The following is a 24,133-nucleotide window of genomic DNA, read 5'->3' as shown; positions in this document are numbered from 1 at the left end:
ATTAGAATTGAATTCTAATGGTTTATACTAATCTTAAAAACAATATCTTATGAAAAATAGATACGCTTTTTTTCTCTCATTTTTTCTTCTTGCAGTAGCTGTTGGATTTGCACAAGGTTCGAGTGAGTATACAGGCGGAATGAAGGTGAAGCTTAATGAGGATGGATCTAAATATTTCCGCATTATTTCTTGGGCGCAATTCTGGGCTCAACATTCCGATAATGAGTCTTTAAATAGTTTTGGCAACCAGGAAAGTGATTTAAACTTTTCAATGCGCCGTGCTCGTGTATTAATGTATGCACAGGTATCTGACAAGTTTTTAATATTGACGCATTTTGGTCTTAATAGTCAGAACGCAAATAATCTCAATCCAGTTGGGAAAAGTGATAGTTCTCAATTGTTTTTTCATGACGTATGGGGACAATGGTCACTTAGTAACGATCACGCGGTAGGTGGTGGTTTACATTATTGGAATGGTATTTCAAGATTAAATAATCAAAGTACACTCAACATGCTGACGCTAGATAATAATCGTCAGAGCTGGGCTACCATAGGCTTAAGCGATCAGTTTGCTCGACATATGGGAGTTTATTTTAAAGGTAAGTTTGATAGGTTGCAATATCGAGTTGCGATTAATGAGGCTTTAACAAACGGTCTTGATGTTAATGGAATCCCAGCAGTTGATGACGCTACTTATAATGGTCGTGAGATACTAGGAAGTAAAGATGCTGGTAAGAATTATGCTAGTTATTTTGACTATCATTTCTTAGATCAAGAAAGTAACTTTTTGCCTTATAAAGTCGGTTCTTACTTAGGTGGTAAGGAAGTTTTCAATATTGGAGCTGGTTTTTTCTATCACCCTAATGGTAGTGTAAGTCTAGATGATAATAATGATTTTCAAGGTGAAGACGTTGCGATTTTTGCGGTGGACGCATTTTATGATGCGCCAGTAGGTGATAAAGGTGCTGCGATAACAGCATATGCTACTTATCAGAATAATGACTACGGTACTAATTTTACTTTAGGACAAACTTATGAAACAGGCTCCATGTTATATGGTCATGTGGGATATGTATTACCTAGTGAAAACACAAATCTTAAAATACAACCATACCTGTCATTGTCATCTCGCAGTATAGATGCCATTGATGATAATGCCACCCGATATGGTATAGGCGGTAATCTTTATCTAAGCGGTCATAATTCTAAAATTTCACTCGAGTACTCTAATCAAAAATATGGAAATCTGGATGCTGTAGGCACACTTACCCTACAAGCAATGATATATCTATAATCTTAAAATCAATCAATTATGTCAGATAAAAAAGCAAACGCAATTGCATACTGGAAAGAAAACATAAAATATCTATCCATTCTATTACTCATTTGGTTTATCGTTTCTTATGGAGCAGGTATCCTATTTAAAGATGCATTAGACACCATACGTTTAGGCGGTTTTAAGCTAGGTTTCTGGTTTGCACAACAAGGTTCTATATATGTTTTTGTCATTCTCATCTTTGTTTACGTGCGCATCATGAATAAGCTTGATAAAAAATATGGTTATGATGAAGAATAGTCAAAAGTAGAATTAAAGTAAATCTAAAAAATATACTGTTGTAGTAGGTGCTGGGTTGGGAACATTACGCTTTCGCGAAAGCGTAATAATAAAATCATCTAGATCTTACACAACAACTAACAACTCAAAATATTAATATTATGGATGTTCAAATGTGGACTTATATACTTGTAGGACTAACTTTTACCCTTTATATAGGGATCGCGATATGGAGTCGCGCAGGTTCTACTAAAGAATTTTATGTTGCCGGTGGTGGAGTATCACCACTTGCAAATGGTATGGCTACTGCAGCAGACTGGATGAGTGCAGCATCGTTTATATCTATGGCAGGTATTATTGCTTTTGCTGGATATGATGGGTCAGTTTATCTCATGGGATGGACAGGTGGTTACGTTTTGCTGGCGTTATTGCTAGCGCCTTATCTTAGAAAATTTGGAAAATTTACAGTGCCAGATTTTATAGGTGATCGATATTACTCCAAAACAGCAAGGCTTGTAGCTGTGTTTTGTGCGTTGCTAGTTTCATTTACTTATGTCGCAGGACAAATGCGTGGTGTAGGGCTGGTTTTCTCGCGATTTTTAGAAGTAGAGATCAATACAGGTGTAATCATAGGGATGATAATCGTTTTATTTTATGCTGTTTTAGGCGGTATGAAAGGAATCACTTATACGCAAGTAGCGCAATATTGCGTCTTAATATTTGCTTTTACGGTCCCTGCAATTTTCATATCAATTCAAATGACCGGAAATCCTATACCACAATTAGGTATGGGAAGTACCCTAGCTGATGGGTCTGGAACTTATTTACTAGATAAACTAGACGGATTGAGTACTGAACTAGGATTTGCTGCTTATACCGATGGTTCTAAATCGATGATGGATGTGTTTGCTATTACATTAGCATTAATGGTAGGAACGGCCGGATTGCCGCATGTTATTGTACGTTTCTTTACCGTTAAAAGAGTTAAAGATGCTCGTAAAAGTGCTGGATGGGCATTACTACTAATCGCTATTTTATATACAATGGCACCAGCCGTATCAGTATTTGCAAAAACAAATATGATTGATAGTGTTGTAGGTAAGTCATATGCAGATCAACCAGATTGGTTAAAAAATTATGAAGATCTAGGGCTAATCGCATGGGCCGATAAAAATGGTGATGGGATCGTTCAATATAGTCCAGGTAATGCATTTGAAGGTAATAAATCCAAGCCTATGTTTAATGAAAAAGTGCGTACAGCATTAGGTAATCGTGCGACTACTAATGCCAGTGTGACCTCGGCAAATGAATTGTATGTGGACAGAGACATTATGGTATTGGCAAATCCCGAAATTGCAAATCTTCCAGGATGGGTTATCGCGTTGGTTGCTGCTGGTGCACTAGCAGCGGCGCTGTCTACTGCTGCTGGATTATTACTGGTGATTTCATCGTCTGTATCGCATGATTTAATTAAGAAGGTAGTGAATCCTAACATATCAGAAAAAGGAGAATTGATCGCCGCGCGTTTAAGTGCAGTAGGAGCCGTATGTGTTGCAGGTTACTTTGGTATTAATCCGCCTGGGTTTGTGGCAGCAGTAGTTGCATTGGCCTTTGGTCTTGCGGCAGCATCCTTTTTCCCAGCAATAATACTCGGAATTTTTTACAAGCGTATGAATAAAGAAGGAGCAATTGCAGGAATGGTAATAGGTATCTTAACGATGTTAATCTATATGATGAAATACAAGTTGGGTTGGTTTGATGAAGTACTACCCGGTAAAGACGAGTGGTGGTTTGGTATATCTCCAGAAGGTTTCGGTAGTGTAGCGATGTTAATCAATTTTATAGTGAGTCTGGTGGTCTGTCATTTTACATCACCACCACCACAAGATGTGCAAGATATTGTTGAAAACATACGTATACCTAGTGGAGCAGGAGAAGCAACTGGACATTAATTTAAAATATCAGGCAGTGCCATCCCTAAGGTATTGCCTGATATTATTTAGAGTTAGTAATAGAAAAAGTCCATCTCATTTTAACCTAAAAAATATTACCTTAAGAGTTTACTTGTAAACGATACTATGAAAAAACGCCATGAACAAAAACTTGTAATTCTATCGATAGGATTGGTTATTTTCTTAAACCTGCCTGTCATTTTCATTTTTAATAATGATACTGATATACTAGGGATTCCTTTGTTGTATGCTTACATTTTTTTTGTGTGGTTATTGAGTGTGATAATAACATTTACAGTTCTTAAAAAGTATGGCTAGTTATGTGATTATATTAGTTATTGTTGGGTATTTATCACTTCTATTTGCGATAGGTATCTGGGCAGATCGCAGGTCAAAATCTAAATGGGTTCATAATCCATGGGTTTATGCCTTGTCACTTGCTGTATACTGCAGTGCATGGACTTATTATGGTAGTGTAGGTATCGCAGCCACTAGTGGTATTAGTTTCTTGACTACTTATTTAGGACCTATTATAGCTCTGCCTTTATGGATTCTCGTTTTGAAAAGAATTGTGGTTATTTCTAAACAATATCAAGTAGCAAGTATTGCAGACTTTATTTCATTGCGATATGGTAATAAAAGGTCCATCGGTGCGCTAGTAACTATTATTTGCGTGATTGCTGTATTTCCATATATAGCCTTGCAACTAAAAGCTGTTTCTGAAACATTTGATATTCTTTCAGGCAGCTCAAAAAGTGTTTCCGTATTTACAGATAGTACTTTTTATATCGCTGTATTATTAGCGGTTTTTGTGGCTCTTTTTGGTACACAGACAACAGATGCTTCTCGCAGACGCAGTGGTTTAATTTTTACGGTAGCTGTAGAAAGTGTTTTAAAATTAGTGTTCTTTTTAATTATAGGTGTTTATGTCACATTCTACTTGTTTGATGGGACCACAGATATATATAACCAAATATCAGCATTAGATGGATTTGAAAAGTTAGCGACATTTTCAAACATAGAAGCTAGTATTAATTGGTACTTTATGATTGCACTATCCTTTTTTGCAATTTTCTTATTACCACGTCAATTTCAAGTAAGTGTTGTAGAAAATACATCTGTCAGTCATTTAAAAAAAGCCAGTTGGGTTTTTCCGCTTTATTTATTATTGTTTAATGTCTTTGTGATTTTTATAGCATGGGCAGGAAAACTATTATTATCCGGTGAATTAAATCCAGATTATTACACGCTTTATTTACCGTTAGCACATGGTCATAAGTTCTTAGGACTTATGGTTTTTTTAGGTGGTCTTTCTTCGGTCATCTCAATGGTTGTCGTTAGTGCATTAGCATTAAGTACGATGATTAGTAATAATTTAATCATTCCTTATGGCTTTATAAAAGCACTTAATGACAGTAATCCTAAACGTAATGCACAGCGTATAAAAAATGTACGTAGAGCTTCTATTTTTATACTAATCATAGGCGCCTATTTCTTTTATGTAAATTTCAATATTGAATTATCATTGTTTAGTATAGGATTGATTGCTTTTGTAATCATTGCGCAATTAGCACCTGCCTTTTTTATAGGATTGTTTTGGAATCGAGGAAGTGCTATTGCGGCAAAGACAGGTATAATTGTAGGTTCTTTAGTTACTTTTTACACATTAGTGTTGCCGTTTATAACAGAGGTATTTGTAGAAGGTAGCTCTCTTATAACAAACGGTCCAGCAGGTATTGCACTTTTAAAACCATATGAGCTATTTGGTGTTGACTTTATGCCACCAGTAACTCATGCATTTTTCTGGTCTATGGTGTTTAATGTGATGTCCTACTTGGTTTTTTCTGTATTACAAAAAGGTGATTATAGAGAGCGCAATTATGCAGAACTGGTTGTTAATGTATCGAGCTATGGAGAGTTACAAGAAAATGCTTTCGTCTGGAGAGGTGAAGCCTATGTGTCTGAGATCAGAAAAGCATTAATCAGATTTCTAGGAGAAAAACGTACTACGAGAGCCTTAAATTTATTTTATCGCAAATATAATATTGATCCACAAGAAGAAAAGGCAGATGCTAGACTCGTTAATTTTTCAGAAAAATTACTGACCGGTTCTATAGGAGCTGCAAGTGCAAAATTAATGATTAGTAGTGTTGTTAAAGAGCAACCAGTTTCTCTACCCGAAGTACTTAAAATTTTAGAAGAAAACAAGGAAACCATTACTATTAATAAGCAATTGCAACAGCAATCACATGATTTAAAACGTTTAAGCGATAGGCTTAAAAATGCAAATCAAGCACTTGTTGAAAAAGATAGACAGAAAGATGAGTTTTTAGATACTGTAGCTCATGAGTTAAAAACGCCTACAGCGTCCATTAGAGCAGCAAGTGAAATTTTATTTGACGATGATGATATGCCTGTCGAATTAAAGAAAAAATTTCTAGATAACATCGTTAATGATTCTGATCGTCTGGCAGCATTAATTACAAATATTTTAGATCTGGAAAAACTATCTAATGGGCGAGAAGTGATGGATAAAAAACAACACTCATTAAAAGATACTCTCCATAAAGCTGTAGATGGTGTTTATCAATTAGCTCTTAAAAAACAAGTTAAGATTGATGTTAATGAAATAGAATCCATAAATCTTTATTATGATGAGGATCGTATTCTGCAAGTATTCACTAATCTCCTTTCTAACAGTATAAAATTTGTTTCAAGTAAAGATGGAGTTATAAAAGTGAAGACTCAATTAACAGATACAACTGTATTAATGATTTTTGAAGATAATGGAAAAGGCATACCTCAAGAGGATATGGAGTTCATTTTTGATAAATTTTATCAGTCCAATAACCAAAATGTAAAAAAGCCCATGGGAAGTGGTATGGGATTAGCAATAAGCCGTCACATTATAGAAAGTCATCATGGTAGTATTAGGGTCGATCCTGATTTTATTGATGGTGCTCGATTTATAGTAGAATTTAAAAAGTAGGAATATGAAGAAGATTTTAATTGTTGATGATGAACCTAATATCGTGATGTCTCTAGAATATGCATTTAAGAAGCAAGGATATTCAGTTTTCATCGCTCGTGATGGAAGTGAGGCGCTGGTTATTATGGAAAGAGAGATTCCTGATTTAGTTATTCTAGACGTCATGATGCCACAGGTAGATGGTTATGAGACCATTGAGATGATAAAAAATAATCCCGCTTTCGCGAAAGCGAAAGTCATATTCTTATCTGCAAAAAGTAAAGCTGCAGATATAGAAAAAGGTCTTAAGCTAGGTGCTGACGAGTATTTCACGAAGCCTTTTTCTGTTAAAAAATTAATTACAGCAGTTGATCATTTAATACGTGCATAGTTATGAATTATGATATCCTCTATAAGCAAAGTTTAAAATCGCCTGAATTATTTTGGGAAACTCAGAGTAACGAAATTGAGTGGTTCAAGAAGCCTCAAGAAATTTTATCTAAAGACACAAATGATTATTACCAATGGTTTAAAGATGGAACTACAAATTTGAGTTACTTGTGTATCGATAAGCATATCAATGATGGATATGGCGAGCAACTTGCTGTTGTATATGATAGCCCAGTAACCCACAAAAAGGAATCATTTACATTCAATCAATTATATGATGAGGTATCTAGACTTGCAGGTGGATTAAAATCACTAGGTCTTGAAAAGGGAGATACTTGTTTGCTCTACATGCCCATGATACCACAAGCAGTGTTTGCAATGTTAGCATGTGCTAGATTAGGTGTTATTCACTCAGTTGTTTTTGGTGGTTTTGCACCTCATGAATTAGCGATACGTATTAATGATTGTAAACCCAAAGCTATTATTACCGCTTCACATGGTATAGAAATAAACCGCGTCATTCCATATAAACCGTTTGTGGATATAGCGATTGAAAAAGCAGATTTTAAACCAGAGAAAGTAATCCTGTTTAAAAGAGAAGAGGCGCCGGTAATGGATCAAAAACCTTATGATGTGGATTATCAGCAATTAGTTGCAGATTCTAAGATAACAGCAGCTGTTGAATTACCATCTACACATCCTTCATATATATTATATACATCAGGTACTACAGGAACACCTAAAGGGATTATAAGAGATACTGGTGGTTATGCAACAGCTCTTAAGTTTTCTATGAAAAAAATATATGGTGTTGATGAAGGTGAAACTTACTGGGCAGCAAGTGATGTAGGTTGGGTAGTAGGGCACAGTTACATTGTTTACGGACCACTGATCAATCGCAATACGACAATATTATTTGAAGGTAAACCTATAAAGACGCCAGATGCGAGTACGTTTTGGCGTGTGATTAGTGAGCACAATGTCAGTGTCATGTTCACGGCTCCTACTGCTATAAGAGCAATTAAAAAAGAAGATCCTGATGGAGAATATATTAAAAAGTATGATCTCTCATCTTTAAAATATCAATTTCTAGCTGGAGAACGTTGTGATACTGCAACGCTATTATGGACTAAAAAACACCTTGGTATACCAGTAATAGACCACTGGTGGCAGACTGAAAGTGGCTGGCCTATGCTAGCCAATATGGTAGGCGTAGAGTTATTAGAAAGTAAAGTAGGTAGCGCAGGAAAACCAGTTTGTGGATATGATATCCAGATTTTAAATGAAAACGGCCTTGAAACAAAACCTGACGAAGAAGGTTATATCGCTATAAAACTTCCTTTGCCACCAGGTACGTTAAAGAATATCTGGGGCAATACAGAGCGATTTAAAAAAGGATATTTAGAAAGATTCCCTGACTTTTATTTTTCTGGCGATGGTGGCTATAAAGATTCGGATGGTTATGTGTTTGTAACAGGTCGTGTGGATGATATTATCAATGTTGCAGGTCACCGACTTTCTACTGCCGAGATGGAAGAAGTCGTCTCTAATCATACCGATGTCGCAGAGTGTGCTGTTTTTGGTATTCATTGTGATTTAAAAGGACAGCAGCCGCTAGGTTTAATCGTGTTGAAAAGCAAAACCTCAAATCAATTAGATCAAATACAAAATCAAATTGTTTTAAATGTACGAGAAGAGATAGGTGCTGTTGCTTCCCTTAGAAATGTTTTAGTTGTTAATCGATTACCTAAAACACGCAGTGGTAAAATTATGCGCAAATTGTTGCGCAACATAGCAGACGTAGATGATTTTAAAGTGCCATCAACACTAAATGACATTCAAATCATAAGCGAGATTCAAGATATTTATAAGTCGCACAGAATCGGAAAATTTCAATAAAAAACTAACCCATTAATTTATAATTATGAGTAATTATCACATAAAACACCTCGAAGAATACTGGCAAGTTTATAGAAAATCAGTACGTAATCCAGAGAATTTCTGGGAAGAAATAGCCGAAGAACATTTCCTGTGGCGTAAGAAATGGGATAAGGTCTTAAGCTGGGATTTTTCAAAACCAGAAGTGAAGTGGTTTGAAGGTGCAAAACTTAATATTACAGAGAATTGTCTAGATAGACACCTAGCTACTAGAGCAGATAAAACCGCTATTATATTCGAGCCTAATAATCCAGATGAAGAATCACAGCACATAACTTACCGAGAGTTGCATGAACGTGTTTCTAGATTTGCAAATGTTTTAAAGTCTCAAGGGATTAATAAAGGCGATCGTGTTTGTGTTTATTTACCTATGATACCAGAACTAGCGGTCGCTATATTAGCTTGTGCAAGAATAGGTGCCATACACTCAGTAGTATTTGCAGGTTTTAGTTCTACGGCACTAGCGACACGTATTAATGATTGTGATTGTGAAACTATTATATGTAGTGATGGTAGCTATCGTGGTAAAAAAACTATTGATCTTAAAAGTATTGTTGATGAAGCTTTAGAGAGCTGTCCAGGTATTAAAAAATCATTTGTTGTAAATAGAATCAATAGTGACGTAGTGATGAAAGAAGGACGTGACATTTGGTTACAACCTTTGTTAGATGAAGCAAGTCCTACCTGTAAGGCTACAGTTATGGATGCCGAAGACCCATTATTCATTTTATATACTTCAGGATCAACAGGTAAGCCTAAGGGAATGGTGCATACCACGGCAGGTTACATGGTTTATACAGCATATACCTTTAAAAATGTATTTCAATATCGAGAAAATGACATCTACTGGTGTACTGCAGATATAGGTTGGATCACTGGCCATAGTTATATTGTTTATGGACCTTTAGCAAATGGTGCCACATCTGTCATGTTTGAAGGCGTGCCGTCATATCCTGACTATGGTAGATTCTGGGAAATAGTAGAAAAACACAAGGTTACACAATTCTATACTGCGCCTACTGCAATTAGAGCGCTCGCTAAAGAAAATATAAGCTTTGTAGAAAATCATGATTTGAGTTCTCTTAAAGTTTTAGGTACCGTTGGTGAGCCTATTAATGAAGAAGCGTGGCACTGGTATAATGATAATGTCGGGAAGAAAAATAGCCCTATTGCAGACACGTGGTTTCAAACAGAAACTGGCGGAATAATGATCTCACCTATACCATACTCTACACCTACCATACCTACATATGCCACCTTACCATTACCAGGTATTCAACTAGCACTAATGGATGAAAAAGGTAAAGAAATAAAGGGAAATCAGGTAGAAGGAAGATTAACCATTAAATATCCATGGCCATCCATGGCGCGTTCTATTTATGGCGACCATGAAAGATATAAAAACACCTATTTCAATAGTTTTGAAAATATGTACTTTACTGGAGATGGCGCATTAAGAGATGCTGTGGGATATTATAGAATTACAGGTCGTGTAGACGATGTAATCATTATTAGCGGTCATAATTTAGGAACAGCACCTATAGAAGATGCGATAAATGAGCATCCTGCAGTGGCAGAAAGTGCCATTGTAGGTTTTCCACACGATATTAAAGGAAATGCTTTGTATGGTTATATTACTTTGAAAGAAACAGGAGAAGGAAGAGATCATGATAATCTGCGTAAAGAAATCAATCAATTGATCGCAGATCGTATAGGAGCTATCGCAAAACTGGATAAAATTCAATTTACTCAAGGTCTGCCAAAAACTCGCAGCGGTAAAATTATGCGCCGTATTTTAAGAAAGATTGCATGTAATGACACCTCTAATCTAGGTGATATAAGCACTCTTCTTAATCCAGAAGTTGTTGAAGATATTATAGAAAAAGCGCTTATTTAGTGCGGTGAATAAATTGTATTTCGCTTTCGCGAAAGCGTACTAAATAAAAACCACGTAAATAAATTCAAAATTTGTTTACGTGGTTTTTTTTGGGAATAATATATCATTTTAGATGAAAGATGTTCACATGTTTTACTATCTATAGGTTTTAAATTTGCACTATAATAATAAGTAAAATTCATAATCATGAAAACATATATAAATATAACAGCAGCCCTAGTTTTTCTTTTATCCATTCATAGTAATGCACAAGTTTTTCAAGATCAATTAGATGAAATTTATTTAGGGTCAGTAAAAGTAGAGTTAAATGATTTTATACTGCTAAATAGTGAAATAAGTAACAGTGATCGATTTAAATTTAGGAAAGCACTGCGTGCCGCTAGAAATGGTCAAGACAGCTTAGTATTTACGAGTGATGAATATCGTCTAGCACTAACAGAAGTAGAGTACTTAAAACTGATTAGAAGAACGGCAAATCAAAGTAGTGATTCAACAGAGTTTGTAACTAAGCTCAGTGCTCAAATGCCATCATTAAAAGATATTATTGAATCAGATGTTTCTTATGCTAATCTTTATGAAGCTGTAAGACCTACCACATTTTATGGTAGAATAGAGGCTTTACCAGATGTGCTGTAATTACATTCATATAAATATGAAAAACATCTAACAAATTGACGACGTTGTTAGGTGTTTTTGTATTCATTTTTTAAGGAAGTCTTTAGTATACTTAAATTAAGAACGGTACGTCCTTTCTTTCCAAGCTTGTCCAAAGGGTGATAAATACAGAATTTTATCAGTTTTACGAGATTGTGCATACCATGCCCTTTGTTGTGGACTTAAATATTGTTGTGCATCATTTCTATTTCCTAAAGCACTATTTATCAATGTGCGCTGTAGAGGAGATAAAGGTAAATACTGGTAGTTACTATGTTTTAAATAATAATCTTCATCTTTAGAACTGATTCTGTAAGATTGATCCTTTTTAATAGGACGCATTTCTTGACTACTTGCATAACTGTTTAAATCATTAATGTTTACCGCAGTGTTGTCATAGGTTACTTTTACTACTTCATAACCATTCATAAATCCTGCCTCGGTATTCAATATACCAGGTTGCGTGCCTAATAGCTTCTCGCCACTCCAGAAACAGTACATGCTGTAGTAGGTTTCTTTGTTCCTAGAATTGATATGGCCATAAAGTTCTTTTGCTAAAATTTTCATGTACTGTGGAATATCTTTTTTGCAAACTTTTAAAGCATTTTCCATTGCGCTATATAATCCTTGGGCACTGTAATCATTTCCCACGCGATCTACGATATCTACACCATCATAATCTACAATGCGTACCACGGGATTATTCCATGCAGGTTCTTTATAGATTTTTAATACATCTTTATCCTTTCCGCCTTTATTATTAAAAATAGCTAATGGAATAAATTCATTTTGAATAGCCTCAGTCATCAATGGGTTACTCAATACATCGTGACCATAATTACGACAAGTAGCGCATCCTGGAACTTCTTGAAATAAAATAAGAACTGGTTTATTGTATTCTTTAGATAATTGTAACGCGGTTGAATAATCTCTATACCAGCTTATAGCACCTAATTCTTTATCTTGATTTTTTGGGTCTGTTCTTTGTGCGCTTGTAGCTATTGAGTATAGTGCTAAGCTTATAGCTATAATAGTGTTTACCGTATTTTTCATAACCTTTTTGTTTTGATTAAAATTAGAGTTAATCCGTATTAAAGATGTCACGATTAAATAACAATATTGTGATTTTTAAATGCTTATGTTTTTTTTGTTTACACTTTCGCAAATGCGTGTTAACTTTAACTCAAATCTATTCTTATGAAAATTATTAAACTACTGACATTATTCTTCTTAATAGTAATCGTGTATGCTTGCTCGACCGCAACAGCCGAAAAACTTCAAGAAACTGATGAAGAAGCCACGATTGCTGTAGAGGAAGTGGTTCAAAACTTATTTGATGAAGTCTGGTCAGATTATGATGAGGCAGCAATAACTAAGTATCAAACAGATGATTTTTTGCTGTTAGAACATGGTGAGGTATGGAATAATGACACTATTGCAAATTGGTGTAAAAGTGCTAAGAAAAGAGAGCTCCAATTTGACCGCATCAACAATTTTGAAAGAATTGCGGCAAAACGTAACGGTGATAAATTATGGCTAGCATATCACAATTACGGTACGTTCAAGTTAGACACTCTTAGTTTTAAAAGTAGCTGGTTAGAAAGTGTTGTAGCTGTTAAAAAAGATTCTGTTTGGAAATTAAGTTAATGCATTCAACTAGACAATCAAAAGATTGATTTACCAGTTTTATAGGCTACTCAAGGCTTTGCCGTGTAAATGTCGGGTTTAAGTTGCTTAAAATATTTTGACCTAGCTTGTCATATCCAGTAATATTGCTGCATGAATTTTAAAACCCATTTGTTATGAACCAGCCAGAATTAGGAAACTACATTGCACAATTAAGAAAAGAAAAAGGACTTACTCAAGAAGAGCTTGTTGAACTGTGCAATATTAATGTACGCACTATACAACGCATTGAGAATGGAGATGTGACTCCTAGAAGTTACACGGTTAAGAATATTTTTGAAGCATTAGGGAAGTCCATTGATGAGGTCTTTAAAAAATCAGAAAAACAACCTGATGTTTTACCTGCCATTAATTATAATAAGTCTTTACTAGGTTGGGGAATTATCGCTGGTATCATCTATTTAATATTAGGCACATTAAATGTGTTGGTAAGTATAAACGAAGCTTTTAATACTGAGCTTATGTCACCTATTATTTATGCAGTAAGTGTAATTATTGAATACTTAACTTTAACTGTTTTACTAATAGCTATCGCGCACTATGGTCGATTAAATGAAAGCTCGTTAATTAAAAATGCTTCCTATGGTGCAATAGCTTTACTCGCAATATTTTATATTATTGACTTCTTGTTTTATTCTAATTTTCTTGATGAAAATGAAGGAATAGGCATGGTGCTATCATACTCTTCTCTTTTCCTCTATGGATTGATATATCTGTTTTTGGCAATAGGGTTTTTTACTCATCGCGTACAACTGGGAGAACTTGCAAAATGGGCAGGAATTACAGGTATTATTGGTGGTGTGTCTTTCTGTTTAATCATTCTATTTCCGCTAGGGATTCTAGCAACATTGGCTTTTGAAATTATGCTAATTATACTTCTGTATAAAGCTTGGGATAATTCCAATAAAAAATCCCTAGATAATTAATGATCTAGGGATTCTCAATCTATAAATCTAAACTACTCTAACTTTGTTGTTCAGGAACATTTTGCATTTGCAATTGATTGTCAAACTGTAATGTTCTTATCGGGAATGGTATATTAATTCCTTCTTTGTCAAAGGCTTTTTTGATAACGATAATAGCTTCACTAGTATTGATTAACTTTTGTAATCCATTCTCAATATCATAATAGAATCTCAACATGAAGTTAATGCTACTATCACCAAATTCTCTATAATAAAATTCTACGTCGTCTTTAGAATTAATTTGATCAAAATTATCGATAATCGCTTGTTTAGCCACTTCTCTTACGTGATCTAAATCACTCTCATATCCAACACCACAATGTACAATAACACGCATGGTTTTAGTAAGTCCATAATTCTTCATGGGATTATCCATGATTAACTTATTAGGTATAATTACTGTATTATTATCAGCCTCACGCATGATGAATTTGTTCAAATCGATAGAGATAATTTCACCTTCATAGCCATTAGTTTCTACCCAATCGCCAACGCTTACCATTTTTCTAAAACTTAAATGCACACCGCTTAAAGTATTTGATAAAGTACCTTGTAAGGCAAGACCTATAACCAGACCTGATACACCAGCACCAGCAATTATGGCTTGTACCGTTTCATTTAAATCCAGCACATTTAAGGCAATAAACAAACCACCTACAATTACTACCGCTGCAGCGACTTTACCTATTAGTTTACGTACAGATACTTGATTAACTTTATGCTGTACTAGTTTTTGTACACCTCTACTAACCCATTTTGATATAAAATAAGTTACTATTAATACGATAAGTGCAACTGCCATGCTAGGCAAGTTGGTGATAAGAGTTTCATACCATGATTCTAATTGATCTAATATCAATTCAGTGGTAGTCATATTAGATTTTGCTTCAGCTTCTGCAGCTTCTGAGGCAGCAGCTGCTACTTCTTTTGTATTTTCCTGTTGGAATATCATAAATTATTAATTGGGATGATTCTAATTCCCAATAAAAGTAAAGCTATTTAACAGTGTATATCTTTTATTTAACAAGGTTTAACTAGATATCCTTAATAAAAACAAAATTTACTTCAAGTATCCTTAAAAATTAACATTTAAATTAAGATGTATCTATTGCTAAGAGATAATCATTTATAAAATAGTACTTTAGAGTTATGAGAAAAATATGGTTTTCAACATTGTTTACATTGATAAGTTTGAGTAGTTCAATGGCTCAAAATATCTCTATAGATCAAACTTATGCTGTTAATGGTTATGCAACTGGAGCAACTAATGGTACATTTTTAAACGTGTCTGCCATGCTGCCAGGCAACAAAGTTCTTGTAGCAGGAAATCCAGGTTCTAATACCAGTTATTATATAGAGAAATATCTAGATACAGGATCGAGAGATACTACGTTTGGGACTAATGGTTTAGTCTTAGTAAATATTAATGCAAATTCTAAGGATAATGCAAACTCAATGCGAGTACAGTCAGACGGTAAAATTATTATAGCAGGAACATCAGATAGTGATGCTTCACTCTTTGGGACTTATTGGGATGTTTTTGTATCACGATTGATGCCTGATGGTTCTGTGGACACAACATTTGGGACAAATGGTCATGTAAAAACTAATCTAGGAACAAATGATGATGAGGTATGGGAAGTAGCTGTTGCCAGCACGGGAGAAATATTTGTGCTAGCAGCCACTCAAAATACTGCTGTAGTTAATAAGTTGCTTAAATATGATAATTCAGGTGTGCTCGATACTAGCTTTGGTACTAACGGAGTTTTGGATCTGCCAGTTCCCACAGATTCTCGTTTCTATGAATTGATAATTAATGACCAAGACGAACTTTTTTTAAGCGGTACTATTCTTAACACTGCTACAAATGAGTATGATGCAACGGTTATGAAATTAGATCTTCAAGGCACATTTATCACTTCTTATGGAACTAATGGCGTAGTAACTATAACTGATACTCTAGAGAACTATACAACTAGAGACATGATTTTTACTGCTGATGGAGGATTATTAATTACCGGAGCAGCTGGTAATAACTCCATAGACACGCAACTTGCACTTTATAAAATCACTGCAAATGGTCTTTTAGATACCACATTTAACACTACTGGGGTAGCATTTTTTAACCATGGTTCTAGTAACTATGGAGTCACGTTTGCCTACAGTATTGTTGAGCTGCCAGACGGCTCGTTTATCGCTCAGGCAGACATAATAGGTAGCAATAATTATGATTTATTACTACTTAATGTAGGAGATGATGGTACTTTAGTTAATGGCTTCGGTAATAGTGGCAGATACATTCTACCACGTAGTACGCATCAAGATTATAATAGACAAGTTCTATTACAGGATGATGGAAAAGTGATTGTAGTAGGTATGGCTACTGACGCGACTACTAGAAGAACCATGCTTGTGCGATTTAAAGATGTCTATACATTATCAAGTAGAGAGTCCTTTAGTAAGACTTATTCTGTATACCCTAATCCGTTTCTAGATCAAGTTAACGTTGAGGGAAAGGTGGAAATTGGTCAATTAACCTTGTATAATACTTTAGGTCAGCCAGTAAGTTCTATTTTAAACAGCAACGTTATCAATACTTCAAAACTTCCTTCAGGAATTTACTTTCTAACCATTATAGATGTGCAAGGTTCCAAAACGGTAAGACAATTAATTAAGGAATAATAGTATAATTTCGCTTTCGCGAAAGCGGAATAAACAGCCAAATCACCATGAAAAAACACTTATACATCCTATTTTCAATAGCATTACTGTTTACTATAACGGCCTGTAATTTTTTTAATAAGCAAACTACTGAGGCATTTGATGCCATAGAACTTAATGTGGAAGCAGCTTCACTTGATAAGTCAAAGGAAATCGAGTCTTTAATGAAAACGATAACAGATAGCGCCATGGCAAACCCAGCGGTATATGCAAGTGCCTATAACCATATGAATGAGTTTCATACCAAGTCAGAACGATTACTGACTGAATTACAACATGTAAGAGGTTTAATTAATGATCAAGTAGGTGAATCAGGTGATTTTGAAAAGATGGATGAAGACACAGATCAATTATTGTTTAATGGTGATCAACCATCAGAAAATGGAGCGCGTTTTATAAAAGCCATTCAAGATTATAACCTTACTGCTAGTGACCAACTTTTCTTTTTTCCAGAGGCCGAAAAGATGGCTCAAAATGCCTTCTCTATAGAAGATGTTACAAATCGTGATGGTGAGAATGTAGAGTGGTTAACATATAATTTTAAGGGGTTTCCGGCAATTGCTTCTAAGACTAAAATTGCGATGATGGAAAATGATGTGAAAAACGTCGAATCTACATTTTTAAAAGCCTTAATTGAAAAGCCACAATTTTAAAACGGCTACCTTTGTCACATGGAAGAGAAAGTAGAACATAAAGCAGGTTTTGTTAACATAGTAGGGAATCCTAATGTTGGAAAATCTACATTGATGAATGCTCTAGTAGGTGAGCGTTTATCTATTATCACTTCAAAAGCACAGACGACACGTCACCGTATATTAGGTATTGTAAATGGTGAGGATTTTCAAATGGTATTGAGTGATACACCTGGTATTATTAAACCAGCATACAAGCTTCAAGAAAGTATGATGGAGTTTGTAAAAAATGCTTTTGAAGATGCAGATTGTATTCTGTATATGGTAGAACTAGGTGAAAAGGAACTTAAAAATGAAGCGTTTGAAAAACGATTAACCTTTGCAGAGGTTCCTGTTATTGTATTGATTAATAAGATTGATAAAGGACAGGCTTCTCAATTAGAAGAGGCTGTTGAACACTGGAAAGAGAGATTGCCTAATGCAGAGATTTTTGCAATTAGTGCTTTAGAGAATTTTGGTGTCCCACAATTAATGGCACGTATTGTAGAGATATTGCCTGCCTCACCAGCTTTTTATCCTAAAGATGCTTTAACGGATAAACCAGAACGATTTTTTGTAAATGAAAGCATACGCGAGAAAATCTTAATTCATTACAAAAAAGAAATTCCATACTCTGTAGAGATTGATACAGAAGAGTTTTTTGAAGATGAAGATATCATAAGAATACGATCAGTGATTATGGTAGAGCGCGAGACTCAAAAAGGTATTATAATAGGTCATAAAGGTGCTGCTATTAAACGTGTTGGTACTGAGGCTCGTAAGGATTTACAAAAATTCTTTGGTAAGCAAGTTCATATAGAGTTGTATGTAAAAGTGAATAAAAACTGGCGTAGTAATGAGAAACAGCTGCGACGTTTTGGTTATAAAGGAGAGAATAAATAAATCTTTTCAATCATATAAAATCATAAAGCCGATGCTGTTCAATCAACATCGGCTTTACTTTTGAAAAGAGTATTTTAAAATCTATAGTAGATTATGGTATTGTATTTAGTGGTGTCGATGATACAAGGTTTTCAACACTTGCGTGCTTGCTTCCTCCAGCTTTTTCAATGGTGATATTTAAATCTGATGCTTTTTTTAAAATTTCAGCACTTATCGTTTTAGGTTTCAAATCGTTTAACACAGCAAGGGAAACCATCTCGCCGTCTACATCTGCCCATAATTGATAGTCCAGTCCTTTTTCTAGTTCAGGTAATGCAGCAATTTCAATTTGAGCTTTACCAGCTGGTTGATTATAATATGCAATAACACGTAACGGTTCTTCTTCTATATAACCTCGCATTAAATATTTCTCAGTATCACCAGCTTCTATAAACGCAAGGCGCATTTCTAATATTCTTTTTTGAGTGTCATTAAGTTCATAATCACGCTCTAGGTTTTCAAATTGAGTAGTTGTTTCTACAATTTCTTGTTTAAGACCAGTGTTTTGTTGATATAGATAACCTAGCCCAGATAATGCTAGCAGAGCAACGATAACAGCTGCAATACTTAACCAGTTTTCATGTTTACTATATTCTGGTTCTAATTCTTTTCTAGGTGTTACTTTATTTAAAATCTGTTCTTTTAAGTAATCTGGTGGTGTAATCGCATTTGTATTTGCATATAAGAAAAGCTCTTCTTGTAACTTATCGTAAGCTAGTTGAACCTCACTATGCTGGTTGATCATATCCTCAACCATAGTATTCTCAGTATCAGATGTGTCACCAATGACATATCGATCTAGTAATCCAGATTGTAAAAACTCTTCGATATGTTGATTCTCTAATTTCATGATATTAATAAAATCCATAATAGGATGGTGATTCCTTTATTAATCGAGCGCAACTCAATTAAAGCGGCACGCATCCTAGTTTTAAAAGTTCCTAGAGGAATGTCTAAATAGTCTGCAGCCTCCATATGTGTCATTCCTTTATAAAAAACCGCATCTAATACCGAAATGTATTTTGTGTCTAAGGTACTAATTTGCCTTTTAAGACTTTCTTTATCATCTTGATTAGTAGTGTCCTCTATAGGATATACGTCTCGATTCTTTAATTGGATTTCTTTAGACTGTTTTTTTTGAACTTTTCTTAAATAATCAATAGTAGTATTGCGAGTGATACCATAACACCAGGTAAAAAACTTTGCTTTGTCTGGATTATAGCTGCTGCTATTGTTCCATATTTTGATAAGAGCATCCTGTAAAATGTCGCTTGAAGCATCTTTATCCTTAGTTAGTTTTAAAGCGCATCCATATAAAGCAGGTCCATAATTGTCATAGAGTAAACTCATGCCACGCTGGTCGCCTTGCTTTATTAATTCAACGATATGTTGTTCTAAAATAGGAGTCAATGTTGTTTTAACTTTTTTTTAGTACTTGTTAAAAATCCATTTCAAAGTTACGGGCGTATTACCCTTAGATGCATCAAACTTTCAAATAATTAACAAAATAAAACTTGAAAATGAAATTAACAAACCTCTTTACCGCACTAGTTTTCTTAGGATTAGCATTAAGTGTAAATGCACAATCAGACCAGCAACTAGCCTCAGCTAGCCTTACACAGACAGCTGTTCTTCAACCATCAACATCACAAGTCATGTCTGACGATATTATAGGTGTTGCAGCATCAGATAAACGTTTTGCTACATTAGTAGCTGCTGTAAAAGCTGCAGATTTAGTAGAGACCTTACAAGGTGATGGGCCTTTTACCGTTTTTGCTCCTACAAATAGTGCTTTTGATAAACTACCAAAGGGAACAATTGCTACATTATTAAAAGAAGAAAATAAAGATAAGATCGCAAGTATCCTTGCATATCATGTCATCCCTGGCGAATGGACAGCGGCAAAAATTATTGAAAATATAGAAAGTAATGGTGGTGGTTTTATGGCTACTACAGTACAAGGTCAGCCTATTTATGCAAGCCTAGTAGATGGAAAAGTAGTTTTGCAAGATGCAAATGGCGGAAGTTCTACAATAACCGTAACAGATATTGAAGCTACTAATGGTGTGATTCACGCTATTGATACCGTAGTGCTTCCAAAAGAGTAATTTTCCCTAAAAATTGCTCTAAGACCTCTTTTAATCATGTGGATTAAGAGAGGTTTTTTTATGCGCTTCCGCGAAAGCGAAATAAAAATCAAATATTTTTTATAATCTAGACAACCTTTTTAAAAACATCTCGTCTATGTTAATAGAAAGTCTGTAAATTGTGAAAGTGATACAACTCTATACTAACGAAAAAAAGCTTATTGAAAAAGCTGCTGCTGGCGATAGGAAAGCCCAGAAGCATCTTTATGATAAGCATGCATCTAGAATGCTGAGTGTTTGTAGACAATATGTATTACCTGTGGAACTGGCAGAAGAATTGATGCTTAACGGTTTTTTTAAAGTATTTACAAAACTAGATAGTTTTTCACATCAGGGAAGTTTTGAAGGATGGGTAAGACGTATAATGGTTAGAGAGTGTATTGACTATTTACGCAAGAAAGACCCTTTTAAATATTCTTCTAGTATTGATGAAGAAAAAGAGCCTGCTTGTATGGATGAAGATACAGATGACGATATTGATATGAATGTTCTGCAACAGGCCATTGATGGATTGCCGGTAGGGTATAAAACTGTTTTTGTAATGTATGCAATAGATGGTTTTAAACATGGCGAGATTGCTCAAGTACTTCAAATAAGTGAGAGTACCTCAAAAACACAGTTCCGTAAAGCGCGATTGATGCTGCAGGAAGAATTAAAAATGATGAAAAAGAAGCATTATGAAGCTTAATAATATAAAAAACACTTTTGAAAAGAGAGAGATAAAGCCTAGTGCAGGCTCTTGGGACGTGCTGTCTGCTCGATTAGATGAAGATGATAAGAAGAGTAAAAAGCCAGTGGTTATTTATTGGTTAAGTGCTATCGCCGCTATTTTTATTGCTGCGTTATTATTGTATCCATCACTATCTAATGAGACTATTATCAATAGCGATGATAAGATAGTTAACACTTTACCCTTGAATACAGATAATGCTAAAGACGACTTACTAATTGTTGAGCCTAAATTAGAACGTGACAAAAATATTGATGTAGCTAGCACGGTTAATACTGAGGTTCAAAATAATGATGACTCTAATAATAATGCTATAAAAAATCAATCGATTGCTCAAAATAACAAGCAACCTAAGACTGTAAATTCTAAAGTAAAAGATCAAGCAATCAATGTTCAAAATCCCGCATCATCTTTAAATATAGATAAGGCATTATCAAAGGGTAATGAGGATACAGCAATGGCTAGTGTGTCTAATCAGCATATTATAGAAAAACAACTTACTGCCGAGGAAGAAATGGAACTTTTACTTAATAAAGCGATGGGTAAAGTTGAGGTCACAGAAGTGGCTGTAAAGACAATAAATCCCGATAAATTATTGAGAGAAACAGAATGGGATATCGAATCTGATAATAGAAGTAAATTGCAAAACAGCATACAAGGTGGACTTAATTTCTTAAGAGCAGAAGCTGTTGCAATCGTAGATCGTAATAAATAAACAAAACCAATTTAATAACCTTTAAAACAGCTGTTTATGTACAACGGACAGCCATACTTATATCTAAAAATTAAAAATTATGAAAACACATGTACTTATTGCAAGCTTGATTTTATCTCTTTTTTTAGGACTATTTACTCAAGCTCAAGAAACTGAAAAAAAACCTACTAGAAGAGATTCTATTAGAGCTGCAAAAATGCGAGAAAAATATCCTGTTCAAATAGATACAGTAGATGGTAAAGTGATAAAATATGTTAATGGAACTCCTGGCGCTCATGAGAGAAAAATAATGAGTAGTGAATCTGCAATAGCGGCGTTAGAAGAAAGTCATAGCCTTTACGTGTCAGATAAAAAGACTCAATTCAAAACCATGATTGAGCGAGTTAATAAATCTTTAGAGGATAATAAAATTTCTGAAGAACAAGCAGATGAATCCAAAGCAAAGTTTGCCGAAGATCTTGCAGAGATCATTACTCAACATAGAGTGAAAACAGATGCCGAAATTAATTTAATTAAGGTTAACCGTACCTCTGCATTTTATGATTATAGATTAGAGGACCATGCCTCATCAACACTTGAGATTTCTACTAAAAAGGGAATCAGTATTAATATTGAGAATAATAGGCAAAATCAAAAGTATATCAAGACGACTTCTGGATTTACCCTAGGTTTTGGATATAATTACATGAATGGTGAGAATCTAGGAATCAATGATTTTAGTTACCCTAATAATAACTATTTCTCTCTAGGATATCAGTGGAAAACGACACTTGATAAAAATAACCATGTAAGGTTAATGTATGGTGTAGAGTATCAAACACAAGGTACAGAGCTTAATGGTAATAGGTTTATAACTCAAGGCGATCAAGCGCAAGTAGCAGCTATAGGTTTTGATACTGAAAAAGCAAAATTCCGTCAGGATCAGTTGGTATTTCCTCTTCACTTAGAGTTTGGTGGTAGTGACCGTAAAGAATATGAAGATGGTCGTGTACGTTTTCAAGAATATGATAAATGGAAATTTGGTATCGGTGGATTTGCCGGTTTTAATATGAGTTCACGTTTAAAATTAAAATACGATTTAGATGGACGTGAGATTAAGGAAACTCGAATTAATAATTTCGATAACGAAGTATTGTTATATGGTATTGATGCCTACGTAGGTAAAGATAGTTTTACCTTCTTTGGTCGTATGAATTTCAATAATGTATTTAAAAGCGATTCTGTAGACGCTCAATATGTAACATTCGGTATTAGGATTCAATAAAATAAAGATTTGAATTAGCCAGTGAAACAGCTCTTGTTTAATAACATGAGCTGTTTCTATGGTTAAAAATTAGTTAATGTATAATCGCATTACTATCACTACATTAACTTTAAATAAAAATATTTTATGAAAACTAATCTACTTTTAATTATTACAGTTGTCGGTTTGTTTAATCTAGGTTATGCTCAAGAAGAAAATGAGCTGGAAGATGCGCCTTACGATTTTCTAGACTTGTTTGATGAATCTAGAAGAGATCAAGAAACGGTCATGACTAATACAAAGCTGTATGTCGGTTTTGGATTTAATCAGGCCTTAGGAGATGGCAATGGTATAGGTGATGATTATCGTTTTTGGGGATCAGGTGTATTTGATGTAGGACTGGAATTCTCGACAAGACTTAAAAAAGAAGATGATTTTATGAGGTTCAACTATGGACTTACTATGCGCATTCAAAGTTTAAGGATTAATGATGATAAGGTTTTTAGTACATTTAATAATGTCACGAGACTAGAAGATGCAGGATTTGATTTAGATGGCTCACGATTCACTCAAGTAAGTATATTAGCACCAGTACATCTTGAATTTGGGAGACGTGATTTAAAAGATTATGAAGACGGTATCAAGCGCTATGGTGGTACAAAACCATTTGTAGTAGGTGTAGGTGGATATATAGGGCTGGTTTCAACTTCTTCTCAAGAAATTAAATATGAGCGCGAAGGTCGTGACGTGACTAACACGCTTACTAATGACTTTGAAGTAAATAATTTTCAATACGGCTTAAGTGTTTATGCGGGATGGAATGACTCGCAAATTTTTGCGACTTATGGTTTAAACGATATTTTTAAAGACTCACCAGTGCAACAACAGTACGTTACTTTAGGTGTTCGATTCAGATAGAAATCAATAATTGCAATGAAGTAAGCCTTTATAATGATAAG

22 protein-coding genes are annotated in these 24,133 nt (G+C 34.6%); 18 read left to right on the top strand and 4 right to left on the bottom strand.

Annotation, left to right across the window (positions count from 1 at the left end; translation table 11 throughout):
• Positions 1-49 precede the first annotated feature (49 nt).
• The 8 genes from R1T42_RS09220 to R1T42_RS09185 all read left to right on the top strand — a co-directional run bounded on the left by R1T42_RS09220 (position 50) and on the right by R1T42_RS09185 (position 11,336).
• Entirely contained in the window at positions 50-1,294 is a 1,245-nt protein-coding gene (locus tag R1T42_RS09220) for a hypothetical protein (protein ID WP_317290131.1), read from the top strand.
• An 18-nt stretch (positions 1,295-1,312) separates the two neighbouring features.
• Complete coding sequence (locus tag R1T42_RS09215; RefSeq protein ID WP_036579994.1) at positions 1,313-1,576, top strand: DUF4212 domain-containing protein; 264 nt, start codon at positions 1,313-1,315, stop codon at positions 1,574-1,576.
• 140 nt (positions 1,577-1,716) lie between these two features.
• Positions 1,717-3,507, top strand: coding sequence for a sodium:solute symporter family protein (locus R1T42_RS09210; RefSeq protein WP_317290130.1), 1,791 nt, complete (start codon positions 1,717-1,719; stop codon positions 3,505-3,507).
• 310 nt (positions 3,508-3,817) lie between these two features.
• Entirely contained in the window at positions 3,818-6,496 is a 2,679-nt protein-coding gene (locus R1T42_RS09205) for an ATP-binding protein (RefSeq protein WP_317290129.1), read from the top strand.
• 4 nt (positions 6,497-6,500) lie between these two features.
• Positions 6,501-6,866: a response regulator transcription factor gene (locus tag R1T42_RS09200; protein ID WP_317290128.1), complete on the top strand. Its 366-nt coding sequence runs from the start codon at positions 6,501-6,503 to the stop codon at positions 6,864-6,866.
• A gap of 2 nt (positions 6,867-6,868) precedes the next feature.
• Positions 6,869-8,764, top strand: coding sequence for an acetate--CoA ligase (locus R1T42_RS09195; RefSeq protein WP_317290127.1), 1,896 nt, complete (start codon positions 6,869-6,871; stop codon positions 8,762-8,764).
• A gap of 25 nt (positions 8,765-8,789) precedes the next feature.
• Positions 8,790-10,700 (top strand): acetate--CoA ligase, encoded by a 1,911-nt coding sequence (gene acs, locus R1T42_RS09190; RefSeq protein ID WP_042248483.1) that lies wholly within the window; start codon positions 8,790-8,792, stop codon positions 10,698-10,700.
• Between the two features lie 186 nt (positions 10,701-10,886).
• Positions 10,887-11,336: a hypothetical protein gene (locus R1T42_RS09185; protein ID WP_317290126.1), complete on the top strand. Its 450-nt coding sequence runs from the start codon at positions 10,887-10,889 to the stop codon at positions 11,334-11,336.
• A gap of 96 nt (positions 11,337-11,432) precedes the next feature.
• On the opposite strand, the gene R1T42_RS09180 is transcribed toward R1T42_RS09185, so the two are convergent.
• On the bottom strand, positions 11,433-12,407 hold the full coding sequence (locus R1T42_RS09180; RefSeq protein ID WP_317290125.1) for a VPGUxxT family thioredoxin-like (seleno)protein, type 2: 975 nt from the start codon (positions 12,405-12,407) through the stop codon (positions 11,433-11,435).
• Positions 12,408-12,551: 144 nt separating this feature from the next.
• On the opposite strand from R1T42_RS09180, the gene R1T42_RS09175 reads away from it, so the two are divergent.
• Positions 12,552-13,001, top strand: coding sequence for a nuclear transport factor 2 family protein (locus R1T42_RS09175; protein WP_317290124.1), 450 nt, complete (start codon positions 12,552-12,554; stop codon positions 12,999-13,001).
• A gap of 155 nt (positions 13,002-13,156) precedes the next feature.
• Entirely contained in the window at positions 13,157-13,966 is an 810-nt protein-coding gene (locus R1T42_RS09170) for a helix-turn-helix domain-containing protein (RefSeq protein ID WP_317290123.1), read from the top strand.
• Between the two features lie 37 nt (positions 13,967-14,003).
• On the opposite strand, the gene R1T42_RS09165 is transcribed toward R1T42_RS09170, so the two are convergent.
• On the bottom strand, positions 14,004-14,957 hold the full coding sequence (locus R1T42_RS09165) for a mechanosensitive ion channel family protein (RefSeq protein WP_317290122.1): 954 nt from the start codon (positions 14,955-14,957) through the stop codon (positions 14,004-14,006).
• Between the two features lie 197 nt (positions 14,958-15,154).
• Here R1T42_RS09165 and R1T42_RS09160 point away from each other — a divergent pair, with 197 nt between their 5' ends.
• Genes R1T42_RS09160 through era form a run of 3 tightly spaced genes read left to right on the top strand, consistent with a single transcriptional unit; the run spans position 15,155 to position 18,300 of the window.
• The gene (locus R1T42_RS09160; RefSeq protein ID WP_317290121.1) at positions 15,155-16,687 is read left to right on the top strand and encodes a T9SS type A sorting domain-containing protein; all 1,533 of its coding nucleotides are present in this window, start codon (positions 15,155-15,157) and stop codon (positions 16,685-16,687) included.
• A gap of 47 nt (positions 16,688-16,734) precedes the next feature.
• Entirely contained in the window at positions 16,735-17,379 is a 645-nt protein-coding gene (locus R1T42_RS09155) for a hypothetical protein (RefSeq protein ID WP_317290120.1), read from the top strand.
• A gap of 18 nt (positions 17,380-17,397) precedes the next feature.
• Entirely contained in the window at positions 17,398-18,300 is a 903-nt protein-coding gene (gene era, locus R1T42_RS09150) for a GTPase Era (RefSeq protein ID WP_317290119.1), read from the top strand.
• Positions 18,301-18,391: 91 nt separating this feature from the next.
• Here era and R1T42_RS09145 read toward each other — a convergent pair whose 3' ends face one another.
• A complete protein-coding gene (locus R1T42_RS09145) occupies positions 18,392-19,189 on the bottom strand; it encodes an anti-sigma factor (RefSeq protein WP_317290118.1) in 798 nt (265 codons plus the stop codon).
• On the bottom strand, positions 19,186-19,749 hold the full coding sequence (locus R1T42_RS09140; RefSeq protein ID WP_317290117.1) for an RNA polymerase sigma factor: 564 nt from the start codon (positions 19,747-19,749) through the stop codon (positions 19,186-19,188). Before R1T42_RS09140 ends, R1T42_RS09145 begins: the two co-directional genes overlap by 4 nt.
• A 110-nt stretch (positions 19,750-19,859) precedes the next feature.
• Here R1T42_RS09140 and R1T42_RS09135 point away from each other — a divergent pair, with 110 nt between their 5' ends.
• From R1T42_RS09135 to R1T42_RS09115, 5 genes are all read left to right on the top strand, one after another.
• Entirely contained in the window at positions 19,860-20,447 is a 588-nt protein-coding gene (locus tag R1T42_RS09135; protein ID WP_317290116.1) for a fasciclin domain-containing protein, read from the top strand.
• A gap of 166 nt (positions 20,448-20,613) precedes the next feature.
• Complete coding sequence (locus R1T42_RS09130) at positions 20,614-21,174, top strand: RNA polymerase sigma factor (protein ID WP_317290115.1); 561 nt, start codon at positions 20,614-20,616, stop codon at positions 21,172-21,174.
• Positions 21,164-21,931, top strand: a complete 768-nt coding sequence (locus R1T42_RS09125) for a hypothetical protein (RefSeq protein WP_317290114.1) — start codon at positions 21,164-21,166, stop codon at positions 21,929-21,931. Before R1T42_RS09130 ends, R1T42_RS09125 begins: the two co-directional genes overlap by 11 nt.
• A 79-nt stretch (positions 21,932-22,010) precedes the next feature.
• Complete coding sequence (locus R1T42_RS09120; protein WP_317290113.1) at positions 22,011-23,195, top strand: porin family protein; 1,185 nt, start codon at positions 22,011-22,013, stop codon at positions 23,193-23,195.
• A gap of 126 nt (positions 23,196-23,321) precedes the next feature.
• A complete protein-coding gene (locus R1T42_RS09115) occupies positions 23,322-24,092 on the top strand; it encodes a hypothetical protein (RefSeq protein WP_317290112.1) in 771 nt (256 codons plus the stop codon).
• Positions 24,093-24,133 lie beyond the last annotated feature (41 nt).

Source organism: Nonlabens ulvanivorans, assembly GCF_032922765.1.
In the GTDB taxonomy this organism is placed as follows: Bacteria; Bacteroidota; Bacteroidia; order Flavobacteriales; family Flavobacteriaceae; genus Nonlabens; species Nonlabens ulvanivorans.
Note: the sequence above shows the minus strand (reverse complement) of the source record. Positions and strands in the feature narration are given on the sequence as shown.